This is a genomic window from Leifsonia sp. NPDC058292, from assembly GCF_042880955.1.
Taxonomy (GTDB): Bacteria; Actinomycetota; Actinomycetes; order Actinomycetales; family Microbacteriaceae; genus Leifsonia.
The window spans coordinates 1-25,668 of record NZ_JBHVYL010000030.1 but is presented as its reverse complement, the minus strand read 5'-3'; the positions used below and the strand labels follow the sequence as shown (position 1 = coordinate 25,668).

Genomic DNA, 25,668 nt, shown 5'->3' with positions numbered 1-25,668 from the left:
CCCATGACCGTCCGCATCCCGCTCGAGCAGCACGCCCTTCACGTCGCCGACCTGCTGGCGCCGGTGCTGTCGTCCCCCGCCGTCGAGACGGTGCCGATCGAGGATGCGCTCGGCCGCGTCACCGCTGACGACGTGCGCTCCGACGTCGACCTCCCGCTGTTCCGCAACTCGCAGATGGACGGCTTCGCGGTGCGCGCCGCCGACACAGCCGCCGCCCCGATCGCGCTCGAGGTGAGCGGCGATGTACCGGCCGGTCACGCCGTTCCCGTGGTGCTCACGCCGGGAACCGCGATCCGCATCATGACCGGGGCTCCGCTGCCGACCGGCGCCGACGCGGTCGTTCCGGTCGAAGACACCGAGCTGGTGCTCGGGCGCGACGACGACCTCGCGGGAGCGGTGGTGGAGATCCGGACATCCCGGGCCGCCGGTGAGTACGTGCGGGAACGCGGGAGCGACCTCGCCCGCGGCGAGGTCATCGTGCCGGCGGGCACAGCGCTCGCGGCCCGCCACCTGGCCGCGCTGGCCTCGGCGGGGGTGCGCGAGGTGAGGGTGCGGGCTCGGGTGCGGGTGGGCATCCTCACGACCGGTTCCGAGCTGTCCGGCGGCGAGACGGTGGAGTTCGGCCAGGTGTTCGACGCCAACGGGATCGCGCTGGCCGCCCTCGTGACGGAGGCAGGGGCGGCCGTCTCGTTCCGCGGCACGAGCGCCGACGACCCGGCGGCCTTCCGCGCCGTTCTCGACGACGCCGTCGCGGTGAGCGACCTCGTGCTCACCTCGGGCGGCATCTCGCAGGGCGCGTTCGAGGTCGTGCGCGAAGTGCTCGAGCCCCTGGGCGCGCGGGTGACGACGGTCGCCATGCAACCGGGAGGGCCACAGGCGACGGCCGTGCTGGGCGGCGTTCCGATCGTCTGCTTCCCGGGCAATCCCGTGAGCACGCAGGTCTCGTTCACCGTCTTCGTGCGAGCGGCGCTGCGGAACGCGGCCGGACTCCAGCCGCTCGACCCCGCCTCGGCGCTCCTCGCCACGCCGGTGCACTCCGTCGCCGGGCGGAGGCAGTTCCTGCGAGGCCGCGTCACGACCGACGGCGCCGTGGAGCAGATCTCGGGCGCAGGCTCGCATCTCGTTGCCGGAATGGCGCGCGCCGACGTGCTCATCGACATCCCGGCAGACACGACGGACCTCGAGGTCGGCGCCGACGTGACAGTCTGGACACTATGAGCGAACTCACCCATCTCGACGGCGACGGACGCGCCAGGATGGTCGACGTCGGCGGCAAGCCGGAGACCGTGCGCACCGCCGTGGCCCGCGGGCGTCTTCTGACCACCACGGAGGTCGTGCGCCTCGTGCGCGCCGACGACCTGCCGAAGGCTGACGTGCTCGCCACCGCGCGCATCGCCGCGATCTCGGGAGCGAAGCGCACCTCCGAGCTCATCCCCCTCTGCCATCCGCTGCCGCTGACCTCGCTGCGGGTCGAGTTCGACCTGAACGCCGAGGCCGGCACGATCGACGTCGAGGTCACGGCCGGCACCACGGGGCGCACGGGCGTCGAGATGGAGGCGCTGACCGCCGTCGCCGTGGCGGGCCTCACCCTCCACGACATGGTGAAGGCCGTCGATCCTGCGGCGAGCATGACGGATGTGCGGCTCGTGGCCAAGAGCGGAGGCAAGCGCGGCGACTGGCGGCGCCCTGCAGAGCGGGAACCCGAGGCCGCGGTCGCGGACGCGCCTGCTCCTGCCGATGTGGAGTCCGCCGCCGCCGCCATCGTCGTCGTCTCCTCCACCCGTGCGGCCTCGGGCGAGCGTGAAGACGCGACCGGTCCTGTCATCGCGCGCTGGCTCGCCGAGCGCGACCTGCCGGCCGAGGTGCGAGTTGTCGCCGACGCCGACATCGCGGGCGCGCTGCGGGATGCCGTCGCCGCCCATCCGGCGGTCGTGCTGACCACCGGCGGCACGGGCGTCAGCCCCACCGACCGCACCCCCGAGGCGACGGCCGCCGTGCTCGATCGTGAGCTGCCCGGTGTCGCGGAGGCGATTCGTGCCCGTGGCCTGGCCAGCACGCCTCTTGCCGCCGTCAGCCGTGGACTCGCGGGCGTCGCCGGCGACACCATCGTCGTGAACCTTCCGGGGTCGCGCGGCGGCGTCGCCGACGGCCTCGCCACTCTCGACGACCTGCTGGCACACCTGATCGACCAGGTTCGCGGCCGGGCGGAACACCGCTCGTGAGCGACGTCTTCTCGCGCATCAGCGCGGAACCCCTCGACTCCTCGGCCGTCGACGAGTTCGTCTGGAGCGCGGAGTCCGGCGCGGTCGTCGCCTTCCAGGGCATCGTGCGCGACCACGACGGCGGGCGGGACGTGGTGTCGCTCGACTATCGCGCGCATCCCGAGGCCGACACGTTCTTGCGCGAGTGCTGCGAGAAGATCGCCGCTTCGACCGGGCTGCGCGTCGCAGCGGAGCACCGGGTCGGCTCGCTCACGATCGGCGATCTCGCTCTGGTCGCGGCCGTCGCCGCCCCGCACCGGGCAGAGGCGTTCGCGGCCTGCGCGGAGCTCGTCGAGCTGATCAAGGCTTCGGTGCCGATCTGGAAGAGGCAGCACTTCGCCGACGGGGTGTCCGAATGGGTGGGCCTGTGATCCTCGAAGCGATGACGCGGATTCGCCCTCAACGCTGATTTCTCCGCAGATGCGGCCCTAACATGGGATTCATGCCGCAGATTCGGATCAAAGACGCCGCGCTCTACCTCGGGGTGAGCGACGATACCCTGCGCCGCTGGATCGACGGCGGCCTGCTCGCCAGCCAGAAAGACGAGTCGGGACGCACCGTGGTCGACGGTCTCGAACTCGCTCGACTGGCCAAGCAGAATGCCGTGCTGCCCGCCGACCCGTCGGCCGTCGGGCGTTCCGCGCGCAATCGTTTCGTCGGACTGGTGACCGACATCGTCATGGACAAGGTCATGGCACAGGTCGAATTGCAGTGCGGCCCGCATCGGGTCGTGTCGCTCATGAGCAGCGAGGCGGTGCGCGATCTCGGTCTCGAGCTCGGCTCGGTCGCCATCGCGGTCGTCAAAGCCACCACGGTCATCGTCGAGACCCCGACCGGAAAGAACTGATCGTGCGCCGCACCACCATCACCCTCGCTGCGGCGATCGCCTCCACCCTCGCGCTGGCGGTCTCGGGATGCGCGTCCAGCGCACGCACCGGCGCAGCGACCCCGGGCGGGAGCGCCACGCCCGAGCTCTCCGGAACGGTCACGGTGTTCGCCGCCGCCTCGTTGACCGCGACGTTCACCGGGCTGGGCAAGTCGTTCGAGTCCGCGCATCCCGGAACCTCCGTGAGCTTCAGCTTCGGCGGATCGTCCGATCTGGTGAGTCAGATCACCGAGGGAGCGCCGGCCGACGTGTTCGCGTCGGCCGACGAAACCAACATAACCAAGGCGACCGCCGCGGGCCTCGCTGCCGGCGATCCCGTCGACTTCGCCACCAACGTACTCGCGATCGCCGTGCCTCCGGGCAACCCGGCCGACATCACCTCGTTCGCCGACCTCGCGAAACCAGGGGTCAAGACGGTGATCTGCGCTCCCCAGGTGCCGTGCGGGGCTGCGACCGCGAAGGTCGAAGCGGCGTCCGGCGTGACCCTGAAGCCCGTGAGCCAGGAGTCGTCGGTGACCGACGTTCTCGGCAAGGTGAGCTCGGGCGAGGCCGACGCCGGCATCGTCTACGTGACGGATGTGACGGCCGCGGGCGACAGGGTCGGATCCGTTCCGTTCCCCGAGAGCTCGTCCGTGGTGAACACGTATCCGATCGTTGCGCTCAAGGGCGCCGAGAGCGCGGCACTCGCACGGGCGTTCGTCTCGTTCGTGAGCGGCCCGGAAGGACGCAAGGTGCTGAGCGCTGCGGGCTTCGGGGCACCATGACGCCGGCGCGCGGAGACGCCGGCGCTCCAGGAGTCCCCCGCTGGGTGATCGCGATCGCCGTGGTCGGTGGACTCTTCGTGCTGCTGCCGCTCGTCGCCCTGGTCGTGCGCGTCGACTGGGCACGGTTCATCCCGTTGATCACCTCACCGTCGTCGGTCGATGCGCTGCTGCTCAGCCTGCGCACCTCGGTCTGCGCCACGGTGCTGTGCGTGCTGCTCGGCGTGCCGATGGCGACCGTGCTGGCACGGGTGCCCTTCGCCGGTCAGCGCGTCATGCGGGCCCTGGTGCTGCTCCCGCTGGTGCTGCCGCCGGTCGTGGGCGGGCTCGCGCTGCTCTACCTGTTCGGACGGCGCGGGTTGCTCGGCGGGGCGTTCGACGTCGCATTCTCGACCACAGCGGTGATCCTGGCGCAGACCTTCGTGGCCCTGCCGTTCCTCGTGCTCAGCCTCGAGGGTGCGCTGCGCACCGCGGAAACCCGGTACGAGGCCGTCGCCGCAACGCTCGGCGCACGTCCCAGCAGCGTGCTGCTGCGTGTGACCCTGCCACTGGTGCTGCCCGCACTGCTGTCGGGCGCCATCCTCTCCTTCGCCCGAGCCCTCGGTGAGTTCGGGGCGACCCTGACCTTCGCGGGCAGCCTGCAGGGCGTGACCCGAACACTCCCACTCGAGATCTACCTGCAGCGCGAGACCGACCCGGACGCCGCGGTCGCCCTGTCCCTCGTGCTCATCGCCGTCGCGGTCGTTGTCGTCGCGGTGGCGCACGGCGCCGGTGTGCCGTCCCGACGCCGACGGCGGGTGACGCTGTGAGCCTCCGCATGGAGGCCGTTCTCGCGGCCCGCGACGTCGCCGTCACGCTCGATGTCGCGACGGGCGAGACCGTGGCCGTGCTGGGGCCGAACGGCGCCGGCAAGTCGACACTGCTCGGGATGATCGCCGGCCTCGTGCGCCCCGACAGCGGGGTCGCGACTCTCGGGGACGGCGTTCTGTTCGACCTGCCGAAGACCTGGACGCCTCCCCACCGGCGCGGCATAGCGCTCCTGGCCCAGGAGCCCCTGCTCTTCCCCCATCTCTCCGTGCGCCACAACGTCGCGTTCGGCCCGCGATCCGCGGGCGTGCCCCGCACGGAGGCTCGCGCCGCCGCTGAACGCTGGCTCGCCGAGACGGGCGCGACCGAGTTCGCCGACCGCCATCCCTTCGAGCTCTCGGGCGGGCAGGCGCAGCGCGTCGCCATCGCCCGCGCCCTGGCCGCGGAGCCCGGCCTGCTGCTTCTCGATGAGCCGCTCTCCGCCCTCGACGTGACGGTCACCTCTGAGGTGCGCCGGATGCTCGCCCGCGTTCTCGCCGATCGCACCGCGGTGTTCGTGAGCCACAACGCTCTCGACGCCTACCTGCTCGCCGATCGTGTGATCGTCATGCACGACGGCCGCATCGTGGAGCAGGGACCAACGCGCGCGGTGCTCGAACGCCCTCGCCGCCCGTTCACGGCCGAGCTCGTCGGCGTCACCCTGCTCACCGGCCGGCGCACCCCGACCGGCCTCGTCACCGACGATGGTCGCGCGATCGCGGCGACGCCCGCCGAGGCCGCGGCCCTGGATGCGAGGGTCGCCGCCACGCTCCGCCCGGCCGAGGTGCGCATCGAGGGGGCGGGTCGCGCGAGCCGACCGGCCGATTCGGCCGCCGATTCGGCCGCCGAGAACCGCATCCCCGCGATCGTGCGAGATCTCGAACCGCGCGGCGACCTCATCCGCGTGCGCACGAACTCCTACCCGGCGCTGGCCTCCCCCGCCGTCGTCGCCGACCTCGCGCTCTCCCCCGGCACACCCGTGACGCTCACGTTCCCCGCCACCGCCGTCACCCTCTACCCCGCATGACAGGCAATCGAGATGCGCCGAAGTGGGGTCATTCCCGACTCAGAACCACACTTCGGCTCGTCTCGCCGATTCTGACCGGTCAGCCGCCGGCGAAGGGCGGGAGCACGTCGACGGTGGCGGTGATGCGGCGGGCCGGGTCACGGGAGACGACCGCGTCGACGAGGAAGGAACCGGAGCGGAGCACGCGCTCCATCTCGGCCCCGTACCGGGCGAGCAGATCGGCGCGCAGAGCGCCGAGGGTCGGCTCGGCGAGCGTGACGTGCTCCTCCGTGAGGCCTGTCGCGTCTTCTGCGGCCGCGAAGTAGCGCACGAGAACCTCAGCCACCGATCGCCCCCATGCTTCTGGCCGGTGGCACGAACCCGCTGCTGTCGATCCCGTGCCCGGCCTGCTTTCCCCACATGGCCCCGCGCCACCAGCGCGCGATCTCGGCGTCGTCGGCGCCGCCACGCAGCAGTCCGCGCAGGTCGGTCTCGTCGTCGCCGAACAGGCACGAGCGCACGGTGCCTTCTGCCGTGATCCTCGTGCGGTCGCACGCAGCGCAGAACGAGCGAGTCACCGAGGCGATGATGCCGACGGTCGCCGGCCCACCGTTCACGAGCCACTCCTCCGCCGGAGCCGACGGATCGTCGCGGCCGGCCTCGGTCAGCGTGAATCGCGTGCCGAGCACGTCGAGCAGGGCCTGCGCCGACACCATGTTGTCGCGGGCCCAGTTGTGGTCGGCGTCGAGCGGCATCTGTTCGATGAACCTCAGACGGCAGTCGTTCTCGATCGCCCAGGCGAGCAGGTCGGCGGCGCCGGCGAGCGTGTCCCGCATGAGAACGGCGTTGATCTTCAGCGGGCTGACCCCGGCGTCGTGGGCGGCACGGATGCCCGCCAGCACGGCCGGAAGCCGGTCACGGCGGGTGAGCTCGGCGAAGTGCCGGCGGTCGATGGTGTCGAGCGAGACGTTCACCCGCGTCAGCCCGGCCGCCACGAGCGAGTGGATGCGGTGGTCGAGCCCGATGCCGTTGGTCGTGATCGACAGGTCGACGCCGGGCGCCGCATCCGCCGACAGTCCGATGATCTCGGCGAGGTCGGCGCGCATCAGCGGCTCACCACCGGTGAACCGCACCTCGGTGATGCCGAGGTCGCGCACGCCGATGCCGACCAGACGCGCGATCTCCGCCGCCGACAGCAGCTGTTCGCGAGGGATGTTCGGCAGCCCCTCCGCCGGCATGCAGTACGTGCAGCGCAACGAGCACTTCTCTGTCACGGAGACCCGCAGATCGCGTGCCACGCGACCGAACCTGTCGATGAGGCCCGCCACCTCCGGGCGTCCCACCTGGGTCGGCTCGCCGCGCACCGCCGCGCGGGCGGGAAGTCCGAGGTTCACGGCAGGCATGCCATCAGACTAGACCGGCCAGGATCGTAGACCGTCGCGCTCTACTGGGAATAAGCTGCGCGCATGGGAATCATCTCTTCCGGCTTCCTCGGCCGACGTCGCAGCGAGAACCCCAGCCTCCCTCCCGGCCAGTACGAGACCGACGGATTCCCGGTGCTGTCCGCCGGCCCGACGCCGCGCATCCCGAAGGACCAGTGGGCTTTCACGATCACCACCGAGAAGGGTGTCGTTCACCGGTGGAGCTGGGACGAGTTCCTCGCCCTGCCCCAGGACGACGTGTCCACCGACATCCACTGCGTGACCAGTTGGTCGAAGCTCGGCACCTCCTGGCGCGGGGTGAAGCTCGACACCCTCTTCGACGGCATCGACACCGACTACGAGTACACGATGGCCCACTCGTACGGCGGATACACGACCAATGTGCCGCTCGCCGACCTGCTCGACGGCAAGGCCTGGGTCGCCCACCAGTTCGACGGCGCCGACCTGGCCCCGGAGCACGGCGGCCCGGCCCGTCTGCTCGTGCCGCATCTGTACTTCTGGAAGAGCGCGAAGTGGGTGTCGGGCATCGAGATGCTAGCCAGGGACACACCGGGGTTCTGGGAGCAGAACGGCTACAACATGTACGGGGACCCCTGGCGCGAAGAGCGTTACGGGTGAGCACGGTCTGGCGCGCCGCCGACCTGGTCGGCGACCGTTTCGAGACGCCCACCGCCCGAACCCTCCGGCTGCGCATCCCAGGGCTGAACGGCCACCTCGCCGGTCAGCACGTCGACGTGCGCCTCACCGCTCCCGACGGCTACCAGGCAGTGCGGTCGTACTCCATCGCCTCGGCGCTTCCCGGTGACGAACTGGAGATCACGGTCGAAGAGCTCGCCGACGGCGAGGTCTCGCCGTATCTGGTGCGCGGCCTCTCCATCGGCGACCAGCTCGAGGTGCGCGGCCCGGTCGGCGGGTGGTTCGTCTGGCATCCGGGCGACGACGGCGCCGTTCAACTCATCGGCGGCGGATCGGGCGTCGTGCCCCTGGTGTCGATGGCCAGAGCCCATGCCGCGGCGGCGAGCCCCGCCGAGTTCCGGCTGCTGTACTCGGTGCGGATGCCGGGCACCGTCTACTACCGAGACGAGTTGCCCGAGCTGGAGAAGGATGCGGCGGCGCCGTTCCAGGTCTCCTACATCTACACGCGCACGGCTCCGGCGGGCTGGCCCGTCGCCGCTGCCCGGCTGAGCGCGGAGACGCTGGCGCAGAACATCCTGCCCGTCTCGGCGAACCCGACCGTGTTCATCTGCGGGGCGACCGCGTTCGTCGAGTCGGTCTCCGACTGGCTCGTCGCGGCCGGTTACGACCCCGACCGCATCAAGACCGAACGCTACGGCGGAGTCGGAGGCGCATCGTGAGCGACCTGAACTTTCTCGACGGCAACGCGGCCGCCGGTCTCCTGTCCGAGATCTTCGCGGTCGACGTGACCGCTGCCCGGGGGATGTGCTCCCACTGCGGCGATCAGGCCGAGGTCGCGAAAGCGCACGTCTACCCGAACGCGCACGGCATGGTGCTGCGGTGCTCAGCGTGCGGCGACGTGCTGGCGATGCTGGTCGAGCATCCGGGGCGGGTGTCCATCGACCTGCAGGGGCTCGCCTGGCTGCAGCTCGCGGTCGACAACGAGTAGGACGCCGCGAATAGGCCTCCTCAGCATCTCGGCCTAGAATTCTCCGGTGCTTCCCGATTCCCCCTCCATCGATCCCGACGATCTCGCGGCCGCCCTACGCGTGCTGGAGACACTTCACGAGCTCGACGAGGAGCACCCCGACTTCATCACCGTGCGCCGCGCCACCGCGCACATGTTCAAGTCGGTCAAGCAGGCCCGGCGCAAAGCCATCCGGGATGCCGTCGCCCGCAACGATCGGGCCGTCGTCGCGGCGACCGCGACCGGCGCCCCCGACCGCATCGACGACGAGACGCGCGGCGTCGACCTGACGGCGAGCACCACGGGAGCGACGGCAGGCACGCTCCTCAAGTCGCGCGCCTGCTACATCTGCAAGCAGCACTACACCGTGGTCGACGCGTTCTACCACCAGCTGTGCCCCGACTGCGCAGCCTTCAGCCACGCCAAGCGCAACGCCCGCACCGACCTCACCGGCAAGCGCGCCCTGCTCACCGGCGGCCGCGCCAAGATCGGGATGCACATCGCGCTCCGTCTGCTCCGCGATGGCGCCCACCTCACGATCACGACACGGTTCCCGAGGGATGCGGTGCGCCGCTTCTCCTCGCTGCCCGACTCCGCCGACTGGCTGCACCGGCTGCGCGTCGTGGGCATCGACCTGCGGGACCCGGCCCAGGTGGTGGCCCTCGCCGACTCCGTCGCCGCCCAGGGGCCGCTCGACATCCTCATCAACAACGCGGCACAGACCGTCCGCCGCTCCCCCGGCTCCTATTCGCTGCTCGCGGAGGCCGAGTCGCGGCCGCTCCCCGACGGGCCCCTTCCCGAGATGGAGACGTTCGGCCACACGAACGACCCGCATCCGCAGGCGCTCGAAGCATCGGTGGCCGCGAATCCGCTTCTCTCCGTCGCGAGCCTGGCCGGTACGGTCGGCGCGCTGAGCCGGCCGGTCGCGGTCACCGCCGACGAGCTCGCCGCTCTGGCGATGGCGCCAGGCTCCTCGTCCCTCGCCAAGCACGCCGACGGCACCGCGATCGACGCCGGCGGTCTGGTGCCCGACGTCGACCGCGTGAACAGCTGGACGCAGGCGGTGCAGGACGTCGACCCGCTCGAGATGCTCGAGGTGCAGCTCTGCAACACCACGGCGCCGTTCATCCTGATCAGCAGGCTCCGCCCGTCGATGGCAGCCGCCCGGGCGGGACGCTCCTACGTCGTCAACGTCTCGGCGATGGAGGGCGTGTTCGGCCGCCAGTACAAGGGCCCAGGGCATCCGCACACCAACATGGCGAAGGCCGCCCTCAACATGCTGACGCGCACGAGCGCCAAGGAGATGTTCGACAGCGACGGCATCCTGATGACAAGTGTCGACACGGGCTGGATCACCGACGAGCGCCCGCACTACACGAAGGTGCGCCTCGCCGAGGAGGGCTTCCACGCTCCCCTCGACCTCGTCGACGGGGCGGCCAGGGTCTACGACCCGATCGTGCGCGGCGAGGCGGGCGACGACCTGCACGGAGTGTTCTTGAAGGACTACCGCGTCTCCGCTTGGTGACGGGTAACCTGAACCTCATTAGCAGCCGGCCGACGAAGGATCCCGATGTCCAGCACTCCCGCCGAGCAGGCACCCGAGAGACCCGTTCCCGGTCAGACCCATCAGCTGCCTCGACCGGCGAAGGGCGGGCGATTCCGGCACTGGCTGCTGTCGGGTCTCGTCGACGAGACGGGCACCCAGCAAGGGCCCCACGGCCGGAGCCCTGAGCACACCCACACCTGGTGGCAGGTCATGTGCCTCACCGGCGTCGACTACTTCTCGACCCTGGGCTACCAGCCGGCCATCGCCGCCCTGGCCGCCGGCGTCGTCTCGCCGTTCGCCACGCTGGTGCTCGTGGCGCTGACGCTTCTCGGCGCCCTCCCCGTGTACCGCAGAGTCGCGCGCGAGAGCTTCAAAGGGTCCGGGTCGATCGCCATGCTCGAACGGCTGCTGCCCTGGTGGGCGGGCAAGCTTTTCGTGCTGGTGCTGCTGGGGTTCGCCGCCACCGACTTCATGATCACGATCACGCTGTCGGCGGCCGACGCCTCGGCGCACGCGATCGAGAACCCGTATACGCCCGAATGGTTCCACGGCAATCAGATCGGCATCACCCTCGTACTGCTCGCCTTGCTCGCCGCGGTGTTCCTCCGCGGGTTCCGGGAGGCGATCGGAATCGCGGTGATCCTGGTCGCCGTGTATCTGGCCCTCAACGTCGTGGTCGTCGCGACCTCGATCGTGGAGGTGTTCGAGCATCCGACGGCCGTCACCGACTGGTGGGCGGCGCTCAATACGCAGCACGGCGATCCCATCATGGTCGTGGCCATCGCGCTGCTGGTGTTCCCGAAACTGGCGCTCGGCCTCTCCGGCTTCGAGACCGGTGTCGCCGTCATGCCGCAGATCAAAGGCAGGCCCGACGACGACCCGGCAAGGCCGGAGGGTCGCATCAAGGGCGCCCACCGGCTGCTCACCACCGCCGCCGTGATCATGAGCGTCTTCCTCATCACGTCGAGCTTCACGACGACCCTGCTCATCCCGCAGAAGGAGTTCGAGGCCGGCGGCTCGGCGAACGGGCGGGCCCTCGCCTACCTCGCCCACCAATACCTCGGCAACATCTTCGGCACGGTCTACGACATCAGCACCATCCTCATCCTCTGGTTCGCGGGGGCGTCGGCGATGGCCGGCCTGCTGAACCTGGTGCCGCGGTATCTCCCGCGCTACGGGATGGCCCCGCAGTGGGCGCGCGCGGTGCGGCCCCTGGTGCTCGTGTTCACGGCGATCGCCTTCCTGATCACCATCGTCTTCCAGGCGAGCGTGGATGCGCAGGGCGGCGCATACGCGACAGGCGTGCTGGTGCTGATCACCTCCGCATCCCTCGCCGTGACCCTCTCGGCGAAGCGCAAACGTCAGCGGAAGCGCACGATCGCGTTCGCGATCATCACCGCGATCTTCGTCTACACCACGATCGTGAACGTCATCGAGCGGCCCGACGGTCTGCGCATCGCGACGCTCTTCATCATCGGCATCCTCGTGATCTCCATCGTCTCCCGCATCGGTCGCTCGTTCCAGCTGCGGGCCACGTCGGTGACCCTCGACGTCACCGCCCTCGATTTCGTGCTCGAAGACGCGGAGGAGGGCGAGATCCGGATCATCTCGCACGAGCCCGACGTCGACACCGGCAAGGAGTACGAGCAGAAGAACAAAGACGAGCGCAAGTTCTCCCACATCCCGCAGCGCTCACGCACGATCTTCGTCGAGGTCTACCCGTCGGACTCCTCCGACTTCGAAGAAGACCTGGTCGTGTACGGCGTCGTCAAGCACGGCTATCGCGTGCTCCAGGTGAAGAGCGGCAACGTGCCCAACACGATCGCCGCGGTTCTGCTCGAGGTCAGGGATGTGACGGGCGTCGTGCCGTCGATCTACTTCCAGTGGACGGAGGGCAACCCGATCTCGAACATGTTCCGGTTCCTCATCACAGGAGTGGGCGAGGTCGCCCCGGTCACGCGCGAGGTGCTGCGTGAGGCCGAGAAAGACGTCAAGCGCCGCCCCGCCGTGCACGTTTCCTGATCTGGCCGCCGGCCTTCTTCCGTTTGGCGGCGGCCTCCCTGGCTGAAGCCTGACGGGCGGCCTTCTGCCGTTCCGCCTTCTTGCGCTCGCCCTCTTTGCGTTTCGCCGCCTCGCCGGCCGCGACCTCGGGGTTGCGTGAGCTGTGGGCCGACCGTCCGCGCACGATGCCGATGAACTCGTCGACGAGCGGATGCTGCGAGTCACGGGGCCAGGCCAGGGAGATGCGACTGGTCTCGGCGTCTTCAAGGAGCATGGCCGTCACGTCCTTGCGCCGGAAGGCCTTGGCGACGGACTGCGGCAGCACGGCGATGCCGACGCCTTCGGCCACCCGCCGGAACTGCGTCTCCGAGCCGTCGCCTGCCACACGCGGTTGCTCCGCGATGTCGGCTGTGTGGAGCTTCTCCTCCAGCGTGAGCAGGTGTTCGTGGTTCATGACCACGACGACGTTCTCCTCATAGAGCGGGATGATGTGCAGCCCGTCTCCGTCGATCGGCTCGCGCACGAACGCCATGTCCGCGTCACCTCGCTCGAGCGTCGCGCGCTGGTCGGCGAGCTCCATGCGCAGTACCTTCAGCTCGACATCCGGATGCCGCTGCTCGAACGCGCGCGTCCATTTTCCGATCGTGACGCCGAGCGGAAACGCGATGGTGAAGGTGGACGGCATGCTCGTAAGGGTATCGAACCCGCAAGGACGATACCCTTGAGCTATGAGCACGGAGAAGAAACCCCAGACGATGAAGGCGGCCACGGCCGCCAAGAAGCTCGGGATCTACCTCCCCGCAGCCCCCGACGAGTTCCGCGATCGCGAGATCACGCGCACCGAGCTCGCCGAGCTCACGGCTCAGCCGCCCGAGTGGCTGACCACGCTTCGTGCCGACGGCCCGCATCCGCGCGACGTGGTCGCCCACAAGCTCGGCGTGTCGATCAGCGGCTTGGCCCGCGCCGGCGTCGACGATGCTCTGACCACGGCCGAGATCAAAGAGCTGCTGACGGCGCCCCCGGGGTGGCTCGTCGCCGAGCGCGCCACGCAGGCCGAAGTGCACGCCGAGAACGCTCGCGTCAAGGCTCGCAACGCCGAACGCGCCGCTCGCAACGCCTGACCTTCCCCGCGCTCAGCCCGCGTTCGGCTGAGATCCGTCTCCCGAGCGCGCAGCGGCCCGCGCCAGCACCTCGGGGCCGGTGACGAGCGCGCGACGCCACGGCGCGACGCCGTCGATCTCCACCTGCAGCGAGAAGCTGAGCACGGTGCGGATGAGCACGATCAAGGCCAGCACGAGCGCGTCGGTCAGCGACGGGGTCGACGTCACCGTCTTCACGAGGTCCGCGGCGACCAGCACTTCGAGCCCGAGCAGGATCACGCCGCCGAACGTCTCCCGGAGCGTGCGGAACGCCGTCGCACCGCTGCGAGTCTTCGCCCAGGTCCGTAACGTGATGCCGACCGCCACGATGAAGCCGATGACCATCGCCGACACACCGACCACCTCGAAGGCGACGGCGACAGCGTCGAAGAACTCGTGACCGAACATGCCTCATGCTCCCACACGCCGGTGCGCCGCCCACGGTGCGACGCCCGGGATGCTCGCCGGGCTAGAGAACGGAGGCGCCGATCAGCGACAGGAGGGCACGGGCGTAGGCGCTTGCAGCGTCTTCGTGCTCGAACATCCGGTCGTCGCCGCCCAGCTCGATCGTCACGCGATAGCCGTCGGGCGTGCGCGCGAGGTGACGGAACGAACCGCCGAGCAACTCCCGCAGCTGGTCTTCGCGAGGAATCCACAGCGCGTCCTCGACGGCGAGCGAGTCGAGCGCCCATTCCGTCGTGCCGTTGAACCCCAGAATGGTGCCGGTGTCGAACCGATGCGGCTCGATCGTCATCTCGCTGACCGTGAACCTGTCGCCCGCCAGCTCGTCGCGATCGATCGCGAACGTGTCCCCCGATTCCGGCTGCCACCGCAGTCCGGCCGCGCGCAGCTCGCGCGCCAGCGCGTCCGAGATCATGCGCCGAACGGCGTACCGGCGCCGTCGGTCGGGCTGTGTCGGAGCGTGTCGGTGACCCTCATGAAACCTCCTCGGTCGAACTGTCGCGAGTCTACGCGCGATCCCTGGGCAGCCGGCGCGATCGTCGCGCCCCGCCTCTCCAACGCAATCGACTACAGGAAGATCGCTCCCCAACAGACCGGGTGGAAGCGTTCTTCCTGTAGTCGATTGCTTCTTTTTTGGGGGGCTAGGGGTGGCCGCTACTCGGTGACGATCACGATCTTGCCGCGCAGGTGGCCGGCCTCGAGACGGCCGTACGCCTCCCCGACGCGCTCGATCGGGTAGATCGAATCGATGGGCAGCACGAGCTCGTTCTCAGCGAGCAGCCGGGCGATCTCCTCGACGTCGTCACCGGTGGCGTTCGCGCCGCCGACCGATGTCGCTCCGTGAGCCTCCGGACCGTACGCCGCGATCGTGTTGATCCGCTCGACGGGAACGCCCAACTCGATGGCCGCCTCGATGGTGTCCGACCCGTGATTGTCGAGCACCGCCGTCACGGTGTCGCCGTCGTCGAGAACTTCGCGCACGCGATCCGCCAGCCCGTCGCCGTACGCGACCGGAATCAGGCCGAGCGTCTCCAGGTAGTCGTGGTTCGGCTCGCTGGCCGTGGCGATCACCGTCGCTCCGGCACGCACGGCGAGCTGGGCGGCGAGCACCCCGACGCCACCGGCGGCAGCGCTCACCAGCACCGTGTCGTTCTCGGTGAGGCCGAGGGATGCGACGCTCGCCATGGCGGTGCGCCCGGCGATCGTCAGCGACCCGGCGACCTCGAAGGTCAAGGCGTCCGGCTTGTGGAACACGGCGCCTTCCGCGGCGACCGCGAAGTCGGCGATCGACGCGTACGGCGCGGTGCCGAAGACGGCCTCTCCCACGCTGAACGTCGTCACGCCCTCACCGACCTCTTCGACGAACCCGGCGAACTCCTGGCCCGTGCCGCTCGGCACGGTGACACCGACCCGCGCAGCGACCTTCTCGTCGCGGTAGACCTTGGCGTCGAGCAGGTTGAGCCCGGCCGCCATCACCCGCACCAGGATCTGGCCCGGCCCGGGCCACGGCTTCGGCTTGTCGACCACCCGGAGGTAGTCACGCGACCCGAATTCGTCGAATTGAACGACTCTTGGCACTGAAGCTCCTTCCGTCTGTGCGGAGAGCTTAGTCCTGCGGCCTGTGCCGCGCGGGGGCCGGCCGGGAAGGGTCAGCCGAAGAGCAGGGCCGCTTCGTCGTAGCGCGCCTGAGGCACGGTCTTCAGTCCGCCTGTCGCGTCGGCGATGGAGACGTTGACCACATCCGTGCCGCGCAGAGAGACCATGGACCCCCAGCGTCCCTCGTAGACGGCGTCGATCGCGGCCATGCCGAGGCGCGTCGCGAGCACGCGGTCGTACGCGCTCGGAACACCGCCGCGCTGCATGTGACCGAGAACGGTGGCGCGCGACTCGATGCCCGTGCGCTCCTCGATCATCGGGGCGAGCATCTCGCCGATGCCGCCCAACCGGGGACGGTTGAACGCGTCGAGGCCCTTGTGCGAGTGAGCCTCCTCCATGGTGTCGAGGTGGAAGCCCTCGGAGACGACGAGCACCGGTGCGCGGCCGCGGTCGCGCACCGACTCCACCCATTCGACGACCTGTTCGATCGACTGCGGCTGCTCGGGGATGAGGATGGCGTGTGCGCCGCCTGCCATGCCGGAGTGCAGCGCGATCCACCCGACGTGCCGCCCCATGACCTCGACGACCATGCAGCGCTGGTGGGACTCGGCGGTGGTGCGCAGCCGGTCGATGGCCTCGGTGGCGATCTCGACGGCGGTGTCGAAGCCGAACGAGTAGTCGGTGGCGGCCAGGTCGTTGTCGATCGTCTTCGGCACGCCGACGATCTTGATGCCCGCATCCGTCAACCGCCGCGCCGCCGTCAGGGTGCCCTCTCCCCCGATGGCGATGATCGCGTCGATGCCGTGCTGGTCCATCATGCGCTGGATGTTCTCGGGGCCGCCCTTGTCGCCCTCGAACGGGTTGGTGCGGCTCGAGCCCAAGATGGTGCCGCCCTGTCGGGACAAGCCGCGAACGCTGTGCCGATCGAGCGGCATGATGTCGCCCTCGACGACGCCGCGCCAGCCGTACCGGAAGCCGGCGAACTCCGAACCGAACACGCGGTCGCCCTTCAGGACAGCGCCGCGGATGACCGCGTTCAGTCCTGGACAGTCGCCGCCGCTGGTGAGGATGCCGATCTTCATGCTGCTCCCTGGGATGTTGTGCCTACGTGTGAATAATGCCCGACGCTCACCCACAGCGCCAAAACGCCTTCGGCTCCTGCGGTCGGCCCGCCGGCCGCACCACCAGTCTCGCGCTCAGAGCCCGAGCGCACGCGCGAGCTTGGAGGAGCTCGCCGACGGCGCCGCGCCGGCGGCCACCAGGCGCGTCTCGATCTCGTCGAGCAGGGCGGTTCGCGCGGCGCGCGTGTCGGGAGCGCCGCCGAGGAGCTCCACCTCCCACTCGCGCCACGAGCGGACTCCACCGTCGCGCAGGTTCTCGCTGCTCACGTGATCGTCGCAGAGCTCGGCGATGGCGAAGCGGGCGGCGTCCTGCAGGATCGTCGTCGTGCGCCGGTTGGTGACGCGCGCGATCGGCTGAAGGCGCGCATCCCCGATCTTCTCTCGCAGCGTCTGGAGCAGCTCGGCGGGCGGCACGTCGTCGTCACCGAGGGGCCAGTGCAGTTCGGTGCGGCCCTCGTCGCCCGGCAGCTTCACGTGCCAGCCCTCATCGGCGCCGCCACGGCGAACTCGCACGGCGACCTTCTGTCGGGCGAGCGCGAGATCAGGAGTGTCCAGATACAGAGCCACGAGGTCTGCGGTCGCCGGTTCGCTCTCGATCGCGACGGCGCCTGCGCCCACGAGCCGCGGCGGAGCGACGGTCTCATCGACGTCGTACTTGCGTTCGATCTCGGTCTGGGTCAGATGCATCACCCTTGTCTAGTCCAAACACGCCCTGTCGCGAAATTACAAGACCGGTGCCGCACGCCGCCCTAGGTTTGGGGGCATGACCGACTCCGAGACCATCACCGCCCGCTTCGCCATCACCGGGTGGGAGCCCGCGGACCTCGCCGGGATCGACGGCGACTGGGTGGGCGCGGTGGTGATGCGCAAGAGCTACACCTCGGGCCTCGTCGGCGAATCCGTCGCGCACTTCCTCTCCTCCGGCACCGAGGAGAGTCGCGGATATCTCGCGGCCGAGCGGGTCACGGGCACCATCGACGACGGGCGCACCGGATCCTTCACGGTGCACCACGGCGCCTTGCAGCACCCGAGCGACGACTCCGCGTTCGGGTGGATCATCCCGGGAACCGGCACCGGCGACTTCGCGGACTTCGGCGGGCCCGCGCGCATCGTCCACGACGAGGAGGGCCCGTTCCTCGCGTTCACCGCGGGCTGACACACCGACCTCGACCTCGCGGGCGGGGCCCGGCAGGCGTACCCTCGCAGCATGAACGCAAGCGACCCCCGTCGCGACGGCGACGATGACCTGGACGAGTTCGTCGAGACGCAGGACACCGGCTATGAACCGGCGCCCACCTTGCACGACGAAGACGACCTGCCCGTGAACGAAGACGAGCTGGACGACGACGCACCGGTGCCCGACGACGAACGTCGCGTGCCCATCGACCCCGACGACGCCGAGATCCTCTGAGCGACCGGGCGACGAGGCGACGAGGCGACTAGACGCCGGGATGCCCCGGCGCCCAGCCGGTTCAGAGTCCCTGGTCGAGCGCCTCCGTGAGCAGGTGGATGAGCGCATCCAGCTGCACCGAGTCGGCCGAGCCGACCTCGACGTCGGAACCGTCGAGGGCACGCGCGGCGAGACCCTGCTTGGCGTCGATGAGCTCTGCGATCTTCGAGTCGATCGTCTGTGCGGCGATGATGCGCCACGCGGTGACCGGCTCCTCCTGCCCGATGCGGTGCACACGGTCGATGGCCTGCGTCTGCTCGGCCGCCGTCCACGACAGCTCCGCGAGCACGACGTTGGACGCAGCCTGCAGGTTGAGCCCGACGCCGGCGGCGGTGAGGGATGCGACGACCACCGACACCTCGGGATCGTTGTTGAACGCGTCGATCTCCTTCTGGCGGGCGAGGGCACTCTGGTCGCCGCGGATCGACACGGTCTTCAGATCGCGGGCTGCGAAGTGGGCCTCGGCCGCATCCATGACGTCGATGTGCTTCGCGAAGAACACGACCTTGCCGACAGACCGCGCCAGCTGGGCGGCGTAGTCGCTGGCGAGGTTCGCCTTGGCCTGACCGATCTTGCGCACCATAGTGAACACGTTGTCGCCGGACTTCGACGACTTCGCCTCTTCGAGCTCCGACTGGGCGACCAGACGGATGAGGTGGTCGCGGTGCGCTTCGTCGTCGCCGTCGAAGCTGTCGGGCCGTCCAGCCGCGGAAGCGCGGTTGAACCGCGCCACGAGGCGGGTGGCGAGCTCGTGCTCGGCCTGGCGCACCGAGCGGCCGAGGTCGTCGTCGAGTTCGACCGGCAGGTCGACCACGCGACGGCTGGGCAGGTCGGCGGCGACGTCGAGTTTGCGGCGGCGCACGATGCCCATGTCGATGACGGCTTCGCGCGCTGCGGCGTAGAAGCCGAAGTCGGCCGGGGTCAGCTCGGTCTCCTCCAGCCGCTGCATGAGCTCGGGCGTCGGCCTGTCCCCGTCGATCCAGCCGAGGAACTGCCAGATCGCCTTGAAGTCGTCGATGTCGTTGATGAGCGGGGTGCCGGTCAGGGCGATGAGCAGCGGATCGCCGGTCTTGCGGATCGCGTCCGCGAGCCCGAGCACATACTTCGAGCGTTGGGAGTGCAGGTTCTTGATGAAGTGAGCCTCGTCGACCACCATGCCTTTGAAGCCGAGGGTGCTGAGCCAGGCGAGGTGCCGGTCGAGCACCTCGTAGTTGACGATCACCACATCCGCGAACGCGTCGAGTCCCTCGCCGTCTCCGTCGATGACCGTGGCCCGGCGGCCGGGTGCCCAGAGCTCGACCTCGCGCGCCCAGTTCATCTTGACGACGTTCGGCACGACGGCGAGCAAGGGCCACGCCCCCGCGACGGAGGCCGCGAGGATGGACTGGGCCGTCTTTCCGAGACCGGGCTCGTCGGCGAGCAGGAACTGGCGGTGGCCGAGCCTGGCGCTCTCGATGAAGCGTGCCTGGTGGTGCATGAGTTCCATGCCGGGAGGGGAATACCTGTCGATGGCCGGAGCCGGAGGCAGTTCCATGCTGGCCGCCTGGCCCCCCGCGCCGTACTCGAACGATTTGAACAGGGGGCCGAGCAGCTCCCACGAGTCGAGGCGCCGGCGGGGAGCCTCGGGCTGCGGCGTCAGTTTGGAGAAGTCGGGCGCGAGGAACGGGTTCGAGAGCTGACGGGCCCGAACCGACTGCGGGATGACCTGCTTCTCGGCGAGCTCGGGCGTGATCACGCTGTCCTGCTTGGCGATCGGGCGCTCGACGGTGATGATGAGGTCGTCCGGGCTCAGTTCGGTGCCCGATTCCAGAAGCCAGTCACGGCGCATCTTCTGGGCGGTCGCCGTCGGCGGCGACTCGCTCTCTAGCAGCGCGATCAGCGAGGTGTCGCGGGCGGCGGTCTTGGCGAGGATGGTCGCGATGCCGTCGAGCCGCTTCAGCTGCTCGGCGCGAGCGGCGTCGCTCAGCTCCGAGTCCGACTTGGCGCGGGCGCGCTCCTCGCGCATGAGGAACGCGATCACCTGGAACTTCGTTCGGTTGGTCGGCCCGAGCTTCTTGCCGTCGGTGGCCTTGGCCTCCACCTCGCGCACCTTGCGGGCGAGAACAGGGATGAGCCCGTCATTGTTCGCGTGGCGGGTGCGACGCTGTTGCTGCGGGCGCGAAGAGCTGGTGCGCTGACCAGAACGGGACATGGTCCTCCAGAGGAGCCGGCGGTCGCGAGTGGACCGCGTGCGTCACGGCCGCGAAGGGCGGGACGCCGGTAGACGTGAGAGAGATTCGACGTGGCGACCCGGATGCAGAATCCGGATGCTGTACGCCGACGTGCGTGTGCCGCAGAGCTGAGGCACACGCACAGTTTACGCGAAGGAGGGCCCGCGGGCCACATCCGGTGCGCTATCGGCGTTGCTCGTTCGGCACCTTGACGTTGACGGCGACCGCGATGAAGACCACGGCGCCTGCGATGTGCAGCCCGCGAAGCACCGCGTCATCGATGCCGAGGGGCCACACCGGGTTCCAGATCACCGCGATCGGCACGAGTCCGATGAACCACCACCACTGCTTCGCCTGTCCGGCGAACACGCACAGGATGAGCGCGAGGATGGCCGTGGCGTACTCGACGTAGAGGTACCACTCGCCGCCGATCAGGGCGAGACCGGCGATCAGCACGATCGCGCCCAGAATGCCCGGCGCGAGCGCCGTGCGGTTGAACGCGGGCTGCTGGCTGACGGGTCGGGACACGAGAGTCGAGTCTACGTCAGTGGCGAGGCGAGGCGGATGCCGCCGCCGGACCGACACCGCCGCGCCCGTGCGAGACCTCCACGGGCGCGACGACGGTCGAACTGTGATTCAGCAGGAGCCTTTCCGCAGCAGGAAAGCGCACGGCGGGGCGTCGGACCCCACACGGACGGTGACCACGGACTGGCGGGCGAGCGCGACGAAATCGTCGAGCTCCAGACGTGTCATCGCGACGCGGCGGAGTTCGGCATCGGACGCGATGCCGTTCACTGCGAAAGCGACGTCTGGGACATCGTACGGTTCTCCGCCGAGATCGAGGAACTTGATCGGCGACGGGTCTGCGTTGTCGAGAGGGAGAACACTGAGGATCGCGTCTGCCGCGGCCTCCGTGCTCACCTCTCCGAGATGAATGACGGGTGAAACTATTTCTTGCACTGGATAGCCGCTGCCGACAAGGGTAAGCATGTCGCCATCGTCCATGGAATCGAGCGCGCTTAAAAGCGCGCCGGACAGCAGCGGGCTGAGGTTCTTCAGCAAAGTCGGGCCTTTCCTGTAAAACGAATATTTCTCAACCCCTACGTGGAGGATAGACCCACCGGTATGTCCTCCCCCACCCCCCTTTCAGGGGGGTGCGATTCGGCACGCCGACGCGTCGTGGATCACGGGCGCAAACCCTGTGTTAAAGCCCCGTTCACGGGATGGATATGACGCTGCGTTACGCGCGACCGCGCGAGCCGGCTCTCCCGAAATTCCTGAGCCGAAGGCTGTTCAGAACGACGAACACACTGGAGAATGCCATCGCTGCGCCCGCGATCATCGGGTTGAGCAGCCCGAAGGCGGCGATCGGCAGAGCCGCGACGTTGTAGGCGAAAGCCCAGAACAGGTTGCCGCGGATCACCCCGAGCGTCTTGCGAGAGAGGCGGATCGCATCCGCCACCAGCAGCGGGTCCGACCTCAGCAGGGTCAGGTCACCCGCCTCGATCGCCACGTCGGAGCCCGAGCCCATCGCGATTCCGAGATCGGCCTGGGCGAGGGCTGCGGCGTCGTTCACGCCGTCGCCGACCATCGCCACGCGCCGGCCCGACGCCTGAAGGCTGCGCACCGCATCCGCCTTGCCGACCGGGTCGACCCCGCCGATCACGGTGCGAACGCCCAGCGGGGCGACCACCGCGTTCACGGTGGCCTGGTGATCGCCGCTCAGCACGACGGGCTCCAACCCGAGGGCCCGAACGCGGGCGATCGCGGGCGCGGACTCGACGCGGAGCGGGTCGGAGATCACGAGCACGCCGGCGGAGCGGCCGTCGACGGTCACCAGTACCGCCGTCGAGCCGGACGCCCGGGCCTCGTCGATCGCCTCGGCCAGCCCATCCGTCTCCCTCGCGAGGTCGGTCGCGTCCCCCGCGCGTCCCACCGCGACCGAGCGGTCGTCGACCGAACCCGTCACGCCCGATCCGGCGATCGCGCGGAAGCCGGAGACGCTTGGTAGGACGCACCCCTCCGCCTCGGCTGCTCGCACGACGGCCACGCCGATGGGATGCTCGGAGCCGCGTTCGAGAGCGCCCGCCAGCGCGAGCACGTCGGCCCTCCGCCAGCCGTCGGCGGCCGTGACCCCGGTGACCGTCATGACGCCGGTCGTGAGCGTTCCCGTCTTGTCGAAGATCACCGTGTCGATGCGTCCGCTGCGTTCGAGCACCTCGGGCCCGGTGATGAGGATGCCGAGCTGTGCCGCGCGCCCCGTGCCGACGACCAGCGCGGTCGGCGTCGCGAGCCCGAGCGCGCACGGGCACGCGACGATCAGCACGGCGACAGCCGCCGTGACGGCGGTCGCCGTGCCGCCTCCGGCGAGCAGCCAGCCGACGAAGGTGGCGATGGCGAGCGCGATGACGATGGGGACGAACACGCCGGAGATCCGGTCGGCGAGCCGCTGGATGTCGGCCTTCCCGAGCTGCGCTTCTTCGACCAGCGTGGCCATGCGCGCGAGCTGCGTGTCGCCGCCCACCCGGGTCGCGCGCACGACGATGGCGCCACCGTGCACGATCGTGCCCGCCGACACGTCGTCGCCCGCGGAGACCTCTCGCGGCACCGACTCCCCCGTCATCGCACTGGTGTCGACGGCGGCGCCGCCGTCGTCGACGGCGCCGTCGGCCGCGATCCGCTCACCGGGGCGCACGACGAACCGGTCTCCGACCATGAGTGCCGCCACGGGAACGCGTTCTTCGCCACCTCGCGCATCGAGCCTGGCCACATCCTTGGCGCCCGCCTCGAGCAGCGAGCGCAGAGCGGCGCCGGCGCGACGCTTCGACCGCTCCTCCACCACCTTGCCGAGCAGGAGGAAGGTCGTCACGACCGCGGCGACCTCGAAGTAGATGCTCCCGGATGCCGATCCCGGCTCGCTCAGCAGCGAGAACGGGTGGCGCATCCCCAGCTCACCGGCCGTGCCGAACACGAGCGCCCAGAGCGACCACAGGTACGCGGCAGCGGTACCGAGCGTGACGAGGGTGTCCATGGTCGTGGCGCCGTGACGCAGGTTGACCATCGTCGCGCGGTGGAACGGCCAGCCGCCCCACAGCACCGCCGGAGTGGCCAGCGCGAGCGACACCCACTGCCATCCCCAGAACTGCCACGCCGGCACCATCGAGATGAGCACGATCGGCACGGTCAGCGCTGCACTTCCGATGAGTCGGGCGCGAAGCCCGCGCGGGTCGCCGGATGCGTCCTGTCGTGCGCCTGCCACTGCCTCCGGTTCGATCACGTGCGCGCCGTATCCCGCCCGCTGCACCTCGGCGACCAGAGCCGCAGGGTCGAGGCCTGCGGGATGACTGACCCGAGCGCGCTCGGTGGCGAGGTTGACGCTCGCCGTGACGCCCTCGAGACGACCCAGACGCTTCTCGACGCGGGCGACGCAGCTGGCGCAGGTCATCCCCTCGATCGCGAGGTCGAGCTGGACCGAGCCGGTGGTGTCGCTCATGCCAGCGGAAGCATTCCCGGCCGGGCGAGCACGTAGCCCGCCTCCTCGACGGCGGCACGCACCTCCGCCTCCTCGAGCGCAGCGGCGCTGGTCACGGTGGCCGTGCCGGCGGCCACGTCGACCGACACGGCGGTCACGCCGTCGACGGCCTCGAGCTCTTCGGTGACGGCGTGGGCGCAGTGCGCGCAGGTCATGCCCTGGATGTCGTAGATCTTCTCCATGGGTCCCACGCTAGCACATACCCCATAGGGGTATGTGGGATCGCCGGGTTATCCTTGAGAGGTGATCGCAGACATCAAGAAACGCGCCATGCACCGCACGCGCATCCTCGAAGGCCAGTTGAGAGGCCTGGAGAAGATGATCGAGAACGAGGACTACTGCATCGACATCATCACGCAGTCGCTCGCCATCCAGAAGTCGCTCGGCTCCCTCAACAAGCTGCTCGTCGAGAACCACCTGAAGACCCACGTCTCCGAGATGTTCGAAGAAGGCGGCAGTCAGCGCGACGATGCGATCGTCGAACTGCTGAAGGTCTACGAGCTCTCCAACAACCGGGGCTGACCGTGGACGACGTCATCGAGATCGTCCGAGGCGACATCACCGGCGAGCGCGTCGACGCGATCGTCAACGCGGCCAACAACTCACTGCTCGGCGGTGGCGGGGTCGACGGCGCCATCCACCGCGCGGGAGGCCCCGCCATCCTCGCGGCAACCCGCGAACTGCGCGCGACCACGCTGCCTGACGGGCTGCCGACCGGCCAGGCGGTGGCCACGACGGCCGGCGATCTGCCGGCCGAGTGGGTCATCCACACCGTGGGGCCCGTCTGGTCGGCCACCGAAGACAGGACACCGCTGCTCCAGAACGCCTACCGCTCGTCGCTGCGCGTGGCTCGGGAGCTCGGCGCGACGAGCGTCGCCTTCCCGGCCATCTCAGCCGGTGTGTACGGCTGGCCGATGGACGACGCCGCGCGCATCGCCGTGAGCACCGTGCGTGCCGTGCTCGCCGCATCCCTCGGCCCGGTCGAGCGTGTGCGTTTCGTGCTGTTCTCCGACGAAGCGCTGGCGGCTTTCCGTTCCGCGGCCGGCGAGGAGCCCGACGGCGCTAGCCCAGGTCGGGAAGGGTGATCGCCCGGCTCGACGGAGGAAGCTGACGCAGGCGTTCGAGCGCCGGCGCTAGCTCGTCCACCCAGGCCCGGTAGCCGGCCTCGTTCAGATGAAGCCTGTCTTCGCTGTATGCGGGGTTCAGCTCGCCGTCGTCGAGCGCGAGCGCCGGCCAGAGGTCGAGCCACTGCGCGTGCACCGTCGGAGCGAACTGCCAGAGGTGCCGGTTGATGTCGCGCAACTGCTCGGCGAACTCGTGCCCGCGCGGCAGCACCGACTCCACCAGGATGCGGGTGTCGGGGAGCTCTCGCCGGATGGTGACCAGAATGGTCTCGACGTTGCGGACCACGTGCTCCACCGAACGTCGCCACGCCAGGTCGTTCGTGCCGATCAGCAGCACGACGATCGCCGGGCGCGCGCTGATCACATCCCCGAGCCGCGCTATCACATCGTCGGTGGTGTCTCCCCCCACCCCGAAGTTGTAAATGGTCTCTTCTGGTAGCCACGCCTGCCAGTCTCCGCCTTGCACGAGACTGTCTCCGACGAGGGCCGTCGGTCCCGAATCCGACATCGCACCTCCTCAAGTTCTGCCCCCATCCTCCCCCGGGATGCTCCCTCGCGCCAGTGCGCGCGCCCGCACGACGTCGACGAGGGGTCCCGACTCGCCGTCACCGTGAGGCAGGAGACGGCGTGTCGGGACCCCTCG

At 69.7% G+C, this 25,668-nt stretch carries 31 protein-coding genes; 17 read left to right on the top strand and 14 right to left on the bottom strand.

The annotated features are described in order from the left end of the window. Positions 1–3: 3 nt before the first annotated feature. From glp to ACFVWR_RS14920, 7 genes are all read left to right on the top strand, one after another. Positions 4–1,218 carry a gephyrin-like molybdotransferase Glp gene (gene glp, locus ACFVWR_RS14950; protein ID WP_387213595.1) on the top strand — a complete coding sequence of 405 codons (1,215 nt, stop codon included), beginning with the start codon at positions 4–6 and terminating at the stop codon, positions 1,216–1,218. Next, a complete protein-coding gene (gene moaCB / locus ACFVWR_RS14945) occupies positions 1,215–2,222 on the top strand; it encodes a bifunctional molybdenum cofactor biosynthesis protein MoaC/MoaB (protein WP_387213592.1) in 1,008 nt (335 codons plus the stop codon). Before glp ends, moaCB begins: the two co-directional genes overlap by 4 nt. Beyond that, positions 2,219–2,632: a molybdenum cofactor biosynthesis protein MoaE gene (locus ACFVWR_RS14940; protein ID WP_387213589.1), complete on the top strand. Its 414-nt coding sequence runs from the start codon at positions 2,219–2,221 to the stop codon at positions 2,630–2,632. Before moaCB ends, ACFVWR_RS14940 begins: the two co-directional genes overlap by 4 nt. 71 nt (positions 2,633–2,703) lie before the next feature. Continuing rightward, entirely contained in the window at positions 2,704–3,108 is a 405-nt protein-coding gene (locus ACFVWR_RS14935) for a molybdopterin-binding protein (protein ID WP_387213586.1), read from the top strand. After that, a complete protein-coding gene (gene modA / locus ACFVWR_RS14930; protein WP_387213643.1) occupies positions 3,105–3,911 on the top strand; it encodes a molybdate ABC transporter substrate-binding protein in 807 nt (268 codons plus the stop codon). Before ACFVWR_RS14935 ends, modA begins: the two co-directional genes overlap by 4 nt. Further along, positions 3,908–4,717, top strand: a complete 810-nt coding sequence (locus tag ACFVWR_RS14925; protein ID WP_387213583.1) for an ABC transporter permease — start codon at positions 3,908–3,910, stop codon at positions 4,715–4,717. The genes modA and ACFVWR_RS14925 overlap by 4 nt, the downstream gene beginning before the upstream one ends. Beyond that, positions 4,714–5,781, top strand: coding sequence for a sulfate/molybdate ABC transporter ATP-binding protein (locus ACFVWR_RS14920; protein ID WP_387213580.1), 1,068 nt, complete (start codon positions 4,714–4,716; stop codon positions 5,779–5,781). The genes ACFVWR_RS14925 and ACFVWR_RS14920 overlap by 4 nt, the downstream gene beginning before the upstream one ends. Positions 5,782–5,860: 79 nt before the next feature. Here ACFVWR_RS14920 and ACFVWR_RS14915 read toward each other — a convergent pair whose 3' ends face one another. Together ACFVWR_RS14915 and moaA are read right to left on the bottom strand one after the other, a co-directional pair. Next, on the bottom strand, positions 5,861–6,106 hold the full coding sequence (locus ACFVWR_RS14915) for a MoaD/ThiS family protein (protein WP_387213577.1): 246 nt from the start codon (positions 6,104–6,106) through the stop codon (positions 5,861–5,863). Next, complete coding sequence (moaA, locus tag ACFVWR_RS14910; protein ID WP_387213574.1) at positions 6,099–7,163, bottom strand: GTP 3',8-cyclase MoaA; 1,065 nt, start codon at positions 7,161–7,163, stop codon at positions 6,099–6,101. The genes ACFVWR_RS14915 and moaA overlap by 8 nt, the downstream gene beginning before the upstream one ends. Positions 7,164–7,226: 63 nt before the next feature. Here moaA and ACFVWR_RS14905 point away from each other — a divergent pair, with 63 nt between their 5' ends. Genes ACFVWR_RS14905 through ACFVWR_RS14885 form a run of 5 tightly spaced genes read left to right on the top strand, consistent with a single transcriptional unit; the run spans position 7,227 to position 12,412 of the window. Further along, on the top strand, positions 7,227–7,820 hold the full coding sequence (locus ACFVWR_RS14905) for a sulfite oxidase-like oxidoreductase (RefSeq protein WP_387213572.1): 594 nt from the start codon (positions 7,227–7,229) through the stop codon (positions 7,818–7,820). Beyond that, complete coding sequence (locus tag ACFVWR_RS14900; RefSeq protein ID WP_387213569.1) at positions 7,817–8,557, top strand: FAD-binding oxidoreductase; 741 nt, start codon at positions 7,817–7,819, stop codon at positions 8,555–8,557. Before ACFVWR_RS14905 ends, ACFVWR_RS14900 begins: the two co-directional genes overlap by 4 nt. After that, a complete protein-coding gene (locus tag ACFVWR_RS14895) occupies positions 8,554–8,826 on the top strand; it encodes a DUF6510 family protein (RefSeq protein ID WP_387213565.1) in 273 nt (90 codons plus the stop codon). Before ACFVWR_RS14900 ends, ACFVWR_RS14895 begins: the two co-directional genes overlap by 4 nt. A gap of 46 nt (positions 8,827–8,872) precedes the next feature. Then, a complete protein-coding gene (locus ACFVWR_RS14890) occupies positions 8,873–10,369 on the top strand; it encodes an SDR family NAD(P)-dependent oxidoreductase (RefSeq protein WP_387213563.1) in 1,497 nt (498 codons plus the stop codon). Positions 10,370–10,414: 45 nt separating this feature from the next. Then, complete coding sequence (locus ACFVWR_RS14885) at positions 10,415–12,412, top strand: amino acid transporter (protein WP_387213561.1); 1,998 nt, start codon at positions 10,415–10,417, stop codon at positions 12,410–12,412. On the opposite strand, the gene ACFVWR_RS14880 is transcribed toward ACFVWR_RS14885, so the two are convergent. Then, on the bottom strand, positions 12,381–13,076 hold the full coding sequence (locus ACFVWR_RS14880) for a LysR family substrate-binding domain-containing protein (RefSeq protein WP_387213558.1): 696 nt from the start codon (positions 13,074–13,076) through the stop codon (positions 12,381–12,383). The genes ACFVWR_RS14885 and ACFVWR_RS14880 overlap by 32 nt on opposite strands. Positions 13,077–13,119: 43 nt before the next feature. On the opposite strand from ACFVWR_RS14880, the gene ACFVWR_RS14875 reads away from it, so the two are divergent. Continuing rightward, complete coding sequence (locus tag ACFVWR_RS14875; protein WP_387213555.1) at positions 13,120–13,512, top strand: DUF5997 family protein; 393 nt, start codon at positions 13,120–13,122, stop codon at positions 13,510–13,512. A gap of 12 nt (positions 13,513–13,524) precedes the next feature. Here ACFVWR_RS14875 and ACFVWR_RS14870 read toward each other — a convergent pair whose 3' ends face one another. The 5 genes from ACFVWR_RS14870 to ACFVWR_RS14850 form a co-directional block, all read right to left on the bottom strand. Continuing rightward, positions 13,525–13,938, bottom strand: coding sequence for a DUF1622 domain-containing protein (locus ACFVWR_RS14870; protein ID WP_387213552.1), 414 nt, complete (start codon positions 13,936–13,938; stop codon positions 13,525–13,527). Between the two features lie 61 nt (positions 13,939–13,999). Further along, the gene (locus tag ACFVWR_RS14865; protein WP_387213549.1) at positions 14,000–14,407 is read right to left on the bottom strand and encodes a hypothetical protein; all 408 of its coding nucleotides are present in this window, start codon (positions 14,405–14,407) and stop codon (positions 14,000–14,002) included. 239 nt (positions 14,408–14,646) lie between these two features. Beyond that, positions 14,647–15,570, bottom strand: a complete 924-nt coding sequence (locus ACFVWR_RS14860) for an NADP-dependent oxidoreductase (protein ID WP_387213546.1) — start codon at positions 15,568–15,570, stop codon at positions 14,647–14,649. Positions 15,571–15,641: 71 nt separating this feature from the next. Next, positions 15,642–16,670 (bottom strand): 6-phosphofructokinase, encoded by a 1,029-nt coding sequence (locus ACFVWR_RS14855; RefSeq protein WP_387213544.1) that lies wholly within the window; start codon positions 16,668–16,670, stop codon positions 15,642–15,644. A 114-nt stretch (positions 16,671–16,784) separates the two neighbouring features. Continuing rightward, positions 16,785–17,396: a CYTH domain-containing protein gene (locus tag ACFVWR_RS14850; RefSeq protein WP_387213541.1), complete on the bottom strand. Its 612-nt coding sequence runs from the start codon at positions 17,394–17,396 to the stop codon at positions 16,785–16,787. A 76-nt stretch (positions 17,397–17,472) separates the two neighbouring features. On the opposite strand from ACFVWR_RS14850, the gene ACFVWR_RS14845 reads away from it, so the two are divergent. After that, positions 17,473–17,865, top strand: a complete 393-nt coding sequence (locus tag ACFVWR_RS14845) for a DUF3224 domain-containing protein (protein WP_387213538.1) — start codon at positions 17,473–17,475, stop codon at positions 17,863–17,865. Between the two features lie 51 nt (positions 17,866–17,916). After that, a complete protein-coding gene (locus ACFVWR_RS14840; protein ID WP_387213535.1) occupies positions 17,917–18,120 on the top strand; it encodes a hypothetical protein in 204 nt (67 codons plus the stop codon). Positions 18,121–18,181: 61 nt separating this feature from the next. On the opposite strand, the gene ACFVWR_RS14835 is transcribed toward ACFVWR_RS14840, so the two are convergent. The 5 genes from ACFVWR_RS14835 to ACFVWR_RS14815 all read right to left on the bottom strand — a co-directional run bounded on the left by ACFVWR_RS14835 (position 18,182) and on the right by ACFVWR_RS14815 (position 24,083). After that, a complete protein-coding gene (locus tag ACFVWR_RS14835; protein WP_387213532.1) occupies positions 18,182–20,350 on the bottom strand; it encodes a DEAD/DEAH box helicase in 2,169 nt (722 codons plus the stop codon). 202 nt (positions 20,351–20,552) lie between these two features. Beyond that, complete coding sequence (locus ACFVWR_RS14830; protein ID WP_387213530.1) at positions 20,553–20,897, bottom strand: DUF6804 family protein; 345 nt, start codon at positions 20,895–20,897, stop codon at positions 20,553–20,555. 108 nt (positions 20,898–21,005) lie between these two features. Beyond that, the gene (locus ACFVWR_RS14825) at positions 21,006–21,431 is read right to left on the bottom strand and encodes an RbsD/FucU domain-containing protein (RefSeq protein ID WP_387213527.1); all 426 of its coding nucleotides are present in this window, start codon (positions 21,429–21,431) and stop codon (positions 21,006–21,008) included. 178 nt (positions 21,432–21,609) lie between these two features. Continuing rightward, positions 21,610–23,862 carry a heavy metal translocating P-type ATPase gene (locus ACFVWR_RS14820; protein WP_387213524.1) on the bottom strand — a complete coding sequence of 751 codons (2,253 nt, stop codon included), beginning with the start codon at positions 23,860–23,862 and terminating at the stop codon, positions 21,610–21,612. Continuing rightward, positions 23,859–24,083, bottom strand: a complete 225-nt coding sequence (locus ACFVWR_RS14815) for a heavy-metal-associated domain-containing protein (RefSeq protein WP_387213521.1) — start codon at positions 24,081–24,083, stop codon at positions 23,859–23,861. Before ACFVWR_RS14815 ends, ACFVWR_RS14820 begins: the two co-directional genes overlap by 4 nt. A gap of 61 nt (positions 24,084–24,144) precedes the next feature. On the opposite strand from ACFVWR_RS14815, the gene ACFVWR_RS14810 reads away from it, so the two are divergent. Both ACFVWR_RS14810 and ACFVWR_RS14805 read left to right on the top strand, forming a co-directional pair. Further along, positions 24,145–24,423 carry a metal-sensitive transcriptional regulator gene (locus tag ACFVWR_RS14810; RefSeq protein ID WP_055892256.1) on the top strand — a complete coding sequence of 93 codons (279 nt, stop codon included), beginning with the start codon at positions 24,145–24,147 and terminating at the stop codon, positions 24,421–24,423. 2 nt (positions 24,424–24,425) lie between these two features. Continuing rightward, positions 24,426–24,986 carry an O-acetyl-ADP-ribose deacetylase gene (locus tag ACFVWR_RS14805; RefSeq protein WP_387213518.1) on the top strand — a complete coding sequence of 187 codons (561 nt, stop codon included), beginning with the start codon at positions 24,426–24,428 and terminating at the stop codon, positions 24,984–24,986. On the opposite strand, the gene ACFVWR_RS14800 is transcribed toward ACFVWR_RS14805, so the two are convergent. Beyond that, positions 24,964–25,533, bottom strand: coding sequence for a GDSL-type esterase/lipase family protein (locus ACFVWR_RS14800; protein ID WP_387213515.1), 570 nt, complete (start codon positions 25,531–25,533; stop codon positions 24,964–24,966). The genes ACFVWR_RS14805 and ACFVWR_RS14800 overlap by 23 nt on opposite strands. Positions 25,534–25,668: the final 135 nt, after the last annotated feature.